Source organism: Candidatus Poribacteria bacterium (genome assembly GCA_026706025.1).
In the GTDB taxonomy this organism is placed as follows: Bacteria; Poribacteria; WGA-4E; order WGA-4E; family WGA-3G; genus WGA-3G.
In genome coordinates, this window is record JAPOZO010000010.1 from 110603 (window position 1) to 116701 (window position 6099).

A 6099-nucleotide genomic window follows, 5' to 3' on the forward strand; every position below is an offset into this window, starting at 1 on the left:
ACTTCTCCCTGAATAACCGAGTTGTTGCGTCGAAAGGCACGCCATCACTATCAGCGTGATGGCGTGCTTTCGTATTATTGCAACGCTTTTAGTTCACCCCATGTCGTGGTTGCTTTACCAGCTGCTGTGACGTTACCGCGAAGGTGCGTGGTCGCCAAGCGGGAAGCATGACCTTCTAAGGAAACATCTTCGATCTGGTAGTAGTAGATGACATTGGGTTTCGCAGATGTATCGGCATACTCGTAAGTTGTACGTTCACTCGTCGTGCCTTGACCTGCGATCAATTTCGTGTTAATCTTCGTGAACTCACCGTCTCGTGTTTCACTCCGCAGGATGTTGAATCCAGCGTTGTTCAATTCAGATTCGGTGATCCAACGAATAACGACTGCGCCAGTATCTTTCATCCGTTCCGGACGGAACTTAGAAAGCGATACGGGAAGCACACCACCAACGGTATGACCTGGAGAACTGAGGTCAGAGTTATGACCGTAGGATGTTGTCTCAAGTGTTGAAACGAACTGCGCGCTCATATCAAAGGTATTCCAAGCACCTTCGAGTTGCCCGTTAATAGGATCGCCCTTTATGGATGCGCGAACGATAGAGACACGATCACCATCGTCATTCGTACCCATCGGCAACATCCAAACAGGATCCTCATAGGACTGCGGATTTCTACGGACACGACCCTCACCTGCTACGACAGTCGCGAGGTTACCGACCTTATCAGCCAGTTTACGATTCGCATCCTTATTGTCCTTGCCTTTCGTCAGCAGGGTAATCTCAAAGCCATACTGACTCAGGATCAATTCACCCCGTTTGTTACCACGGAGGGCATGAACACGTTCGCTCGGGAGGTTTGTATCATTCCGACCCGCATATGCGACAAGCAGGAACGTCTGACCCGGTGGGATCTTACCATTAATAGCGTAATCCTTATTCAGATCACCGGCGTACGTCTCACCACCTAAATCTTGGTCATGGTTGATGATAGTGACGCGCCAACCGTCGAGATTAATACCGACCGTTTTCGACGTGTTATAGAGTTCAATCCACTGCGGTATGTTCGCACGGGTACCCGTGGCATACATAATTTCGCTGATGATGACAGGATCCGCGCCTGCCTGCGTTTCATTACTTTGCAGCGTGTTATTCGCATACCCGGGTGTTCCACCGTTCTCATTACCTGCGGCGGCATTCCGTCTATAGCCGATACCGGTCCAACCGACATTCCGCCAAGCGGTATCATCGTGATGGTTACCACCGTTTCTACCGTAATTGGTAGAACTCGTACCCCAGACGTTATCTTTCTGGCGACGATGGACTTCACCAACGACCCACTTGTTGTTAGAAAGTTCGGCATTCCGGACTCCGCCTTTCAGGGGCCAGAGGTTCGTGAACCCAGCCTGTTCAGCGGCGACTTTCAAACTCGTGTCATAACCGGCAATGTCCCAGATATTCGTATCTTTGCCGACATCATCATTGTGCCTTCGGCTACGCAGAATCAGTACGAATTCAGCAGGGAACCCTTCACCATCAACATCAACCGCAGCTTCATTAAACTTACGCTTCCCATTGCTGCTATCCTCTATGATGAGATAGCGTGCGGATGTTTCCTTGTTGACACCGTTGATCTGATCGTTGTCCCCCAAGTCGACGTTCCAACCCGTGGCTACCGGATGATCATCATCGTCTCTCGGATCCGTGAACACGCAGAGCAGGACGCCCTGTGCGGGAATCTTCAAATCCTGATCACCGAACTGGAAGAGCGAAGTATCTGTACCAACGTCCTTCACAATGCGAATCTCGCGGTTCTTCAAGTTCTGTTCGCTATCAGATTTGTTGCGAAGTTCAAACCATTCGTACTTACCAGCTGATCTGTTAGAAACTTCGTTGAAGATGACCGGACCGACATTGAAAGAGGTTGTACCAACAACGGTTGCTGTCTTACGTTCTATGGCACCGGGTGTGCCTTTATGACCACTAAGATAGTAGTCCGTTGATGTTGACCACCTGTTCTTGTTGTGGCCGTCGCGGTCATTCTGTGGACCACGGTCATTTCTGTAGAAGGAGACGAAGTCAACATCCCTGGTTTCCATGTCACCGTCATCAAACCCATTCTGACCGAGGTCAAATGCCCAACCTGCACCGACTTGGTTACTGAGACGGTCTAACCGGACATCATCACTACCAGCATCAGGAGCAGGACGCCCTTGCGTGGCACTCAACGTGACAGTTATTGGAACAGGAAGTTTGTTATAGAGTTCAATCCATTGGTGAGCGTCATACCCCATTTCTCCGACTTCAGCCGTATTGACCGCTGCCATAACTTCAGTGATCAGCGCATCACGTTTTTTGGCTGCTTCTGCTGCGGTAGTACCACCGTCACCATCGCGATCCAACATTGTTGCCTTAGGGGTTGTCAACAACAGCGTCGCGCCTCGGAATAAATAGTCTTCCAAATTCGGCATAGTTGGCCAAGCCATGATGGTTGTAGGCGAACTCATTTCATCAGGGTTAGCTGGAATCGCAGACATTGGAAGTCCCATAGGCGACATCGTCCGTGCGACAATAACATAACTCTTCGCTGGAATCGTGACCATGACATCAGCAGCTGGTGCATCCATCTCGGTAACCGTGTAGGCGAGCGTTTGCGCACCAGAAGTTCCCCAACTCAGCATAATGCTTACAGCACCTGCTGTTTGAGTAGCAGGAATCGTGAGCGTACGCATTGTACCGGTACCTGTGATAGTACCGACAGACGTTGTTACAACACCCGGATCGGTGCCAAATACAAGAGCAATCGTGCCGCCTTGCATAACACTACCACCGGTAGCTGGCGTTGCTGAAGTGAAAGTCGCAGTCATATCCACCATAGTCATCGATTTCGCTGCCAACGTAACAGTGCCTACCGGAAACGTGGCTTCATTACCAGCCATATCACTAACTGTTGCGAGGACTGTGACTATAGTGCCCGCCTCTATATCAACATTTGCCGTTGAAACCGTGGCGGCGAACTGATTCGCTATAAGAGTTCTGCCAATATTGCTAAAGGATAAGATGTGCGGACTCTGATTATCCTCAAGCATAATGCTTGAAGCTCTTATGCCACTACTACCACTAGTACCAGCAGCGGCAGCATCTATGATCGTGAAAATAAAATCAAAATCTCCAGGGCCCCACTGACCACTATCAGGCGGTGCCGGTTTCCTGTTATTCACAGGAATTGTATCTGGACCGTCAGTCGCAGCATTAGTAGCTGCATCTCTTGCTGGTACTAAAGTATCATAGACAACCGACGCTGTAGCGTCAGCAGCCTGATCTGGTGCTTGGAATGGGAAACCACCTGCAGTTATGATCACAGTAACCGGAGTGTCAGTAGGATTAATAGCCACAGTATACGTACCATCACTATTATCAGTGAAACTCAGAATAGTACCGTTAGTTACAGTTAAATCACCCTGGACGAGGCTATCCGAAGGACCTATTTCAGGGACTGCTGGCGGACCTGTCATTGCAGCTGCTGGAGTTTCAAACGTAATGACAGCGTTGAAGAACTTATTTGTCGCTTCGGGTGCGGTAATGCTCTTCAATTTCGGCTGAGCGATGCTTGTTGCCATCAGATCCCGCGCATTTTTGAAAGTGGTTCTGCGGCCAGCTGTAAACGTTACAGTTACATCGGCACCAGCAGCAGAAGGTGTTACATTAAACTTAAACGCAGTCGCAGTAGCATCACCTACCGTAACCGTAACCGTAGGATCGTTGCCGGTATAGTAACCAGTAGCAGTTCCCCCCGCTGCTGTAGCAGCAGGAATTGTAACAGTAGCCGCGGGTGCTGCAGCATACGTAAGAGTGGCGTTCCACCCTGCGTCATCAGCAGTTCCGTCACCATTCACGTCTGCGGTCCACGTCGCACTCAGAGTCGGTTCTGCCATTGCTGGCATCGCTGCGAATGCGAAAATTAGAATTAAACTTGCTAAGGAAAATGTCAATCGATTTGACATAGGTTATTTTCCTCCAAAAAGTAAATAGAAAAAAAATAGTGTTAAGTCTGTATCAGTTTCCAGTTGATAGTTTCCAGTTGCCAGAGAAGAGGACTCTTTACTGGTGACTGTTAACTGGTTACTTTAAAGACTTCCATTCAACAATCGAATGGATTCAGGGAAATAAACCCATTCTTACAAAATAAACTAACCTTTTTTGCGTGGGTGCACAGTCCGCAACCCGCGCTTTTGGGTCATTAGTGCTTAAATTACGAAGGCGTTGCACTTTCGAGGCTTAAGGCTTGCTGTTTGTATGCATCAATGAGTTCCGCCTCGAATTCCTGCCAGACCTCCGACTTCCGCCAATTCGATACAGTTGTTTCAGTGAAACCGAGTGTGCTGGCAATTTCGCGGTTGCTTTTACCATCGAACGACATCTGGCAGGCAATCAGTACCTGTTTCGTACTTACTTTCTTCGGCATGCGAAATTCCCCCGTTCGTCAAATTAGCGTCTCTAACGACCACTAATCCTCAACTCGAGCTGCTACTTACACTTAAACGAAACAACCCGAATTATTTCAGATATACATTAAGACGTTTTATTTTTTTGTAAGTTACAAAAATTTTGCCTTAATATGCTAATATTATACATCAGATATATAATTAAGTCAAATTTTTTTGTGTTTTTTTGATAAAAATTGATTATACCCCAATTTTCTACCAATGAAAAACCCGTTTTTCGCAGTTCCAACACAAAAATGCCAACCACTGGACACCGGATCCTAAACGCTAAATCGGTATATTAAGACAATCTATCCTATTTAACTACTAATTAAATGTGTTTTTGTCTTAATACGGTAATATTATACAAAATATATATAATTAAGTCAAGTTTTTATTTATTTTTTTTGATAAAAATTGGTTATATCGCAATTTATACCAATAAAAAACCTGTTTTTCGCGGTGCCGACACCCAAGCATGCCAACCCCTGGTCATCGATCCCGCTACCGTAAAACTATGTTTAAGACAATCTATTCTATTTAATTTATAATTAAACCAAATTTTTGTCTTTATACATAATATTATACAAGGTATATATAATTAAGTCAAATTTATTTTCTTAATAGTTGGTTATACCTCATTTTTTGCCAATAAAAAATAGTTTACGCCGTGCTAACAGAAAGCATGTCAGCCGCTGGATACCAATCCCGCGAATTCATTCGCGAGTTTTGGGGCACCTCCGGCCCGGTAGGTTCGGTTTTGTGACTGCACCATAGGTGTCGATTTAGGGGTTTTCGCAGTGTTTTATCACAAATGTAATAAACATGCTGAAGAAACACCCAAGCAAAAACCCCTTACAGGGCTTGGATCCTTGCTCGAAAACGCTGCTATAAACATAGTGAAGAAACACCCAAGCAAATAAACCCTACGGGACTAAAGAGGTTTCTGAAGTTTTCAAGGTTTCCGCGTAGGAGCCGGTTCGGTTAGGAAACCGAACCTACCAGGCCTGGGGTCGAGGCGGTTATTTTTCTAAAATTGACACCTATGGTTCGGTTTTGCGACTGCACCATAGGTGTCGATTTAGAGATATTTCGCGATATTTGGCGCGATCCGATCATAGATGCTGAAAAAACACCCTATCAAAAACCCCCTACGGGGCTTGGTTCTTGGCAGAGACACGTTTCTACACAGATGCTTAAAGAAACACCCAAGCAAATAAACCCTACGGGACTAAAGAGAGTTTTGAGGCCTTCAAGGTTTCCGCGTCGTATCCGGTTCGGTTGGGAAACCGAACCTACCGGGCCTGGGTCTAAGACGGTTATTTTTTGTAAAATTGACACTTATGGTTGGGTTTGCAGCCGCACCATAGGTGTCAATTTAGGGAGTTTTTGAGGTATTTTGGAACAGTCTTTCTACAAATGCCGCCCCTACGGGGCTAACGGTCTCGGGCAAACACGGTTCTACATAGATATCGTCCCTACGGGACTAAAGAGGTTTCTGAAGTCTTCAGTCCTGTAAGGACGCAATGTTTATAGAAGGACGTTTCAAAGAAGTCTTCAACCCAGAGCCATTCAGTTTTCGTTATTAGAAATTTTCTATGATCTTTAGAGCATGTGC

General features: G+C 46.3%; 2 protein-coding genes. Both read right to left on the reverse strand.

Annotated elements, in window-relative coordinates; translation table 11 throughout:
* Window positions 1-74 precede the first annotated feature (74 nt).
* The gene (locus OXH00_02615) at window positions 75-4001 is read right to left on the reverse strand and encodes a lamin tail domain-containing protein (protein ID MCY3739893.1); all 3927 of its coding nucleotides are present in this window, start codon (window positions 3999-4001) and stop codon (window positions 75-77) included.
* 248 nt (window positions 4002-4249) lie between these two features.
* Window positions 4250-4462, reverse strand: coding sequence for a hypothetical protein (locus tag OXH00_02620; protein MCY3739894.1), 213 nt, complete (start codon window positions 4460-4462; stop codon window positions 4250-4252).
* Window positions 4463-6099 lie beyond the last annotated feature (1637 nt).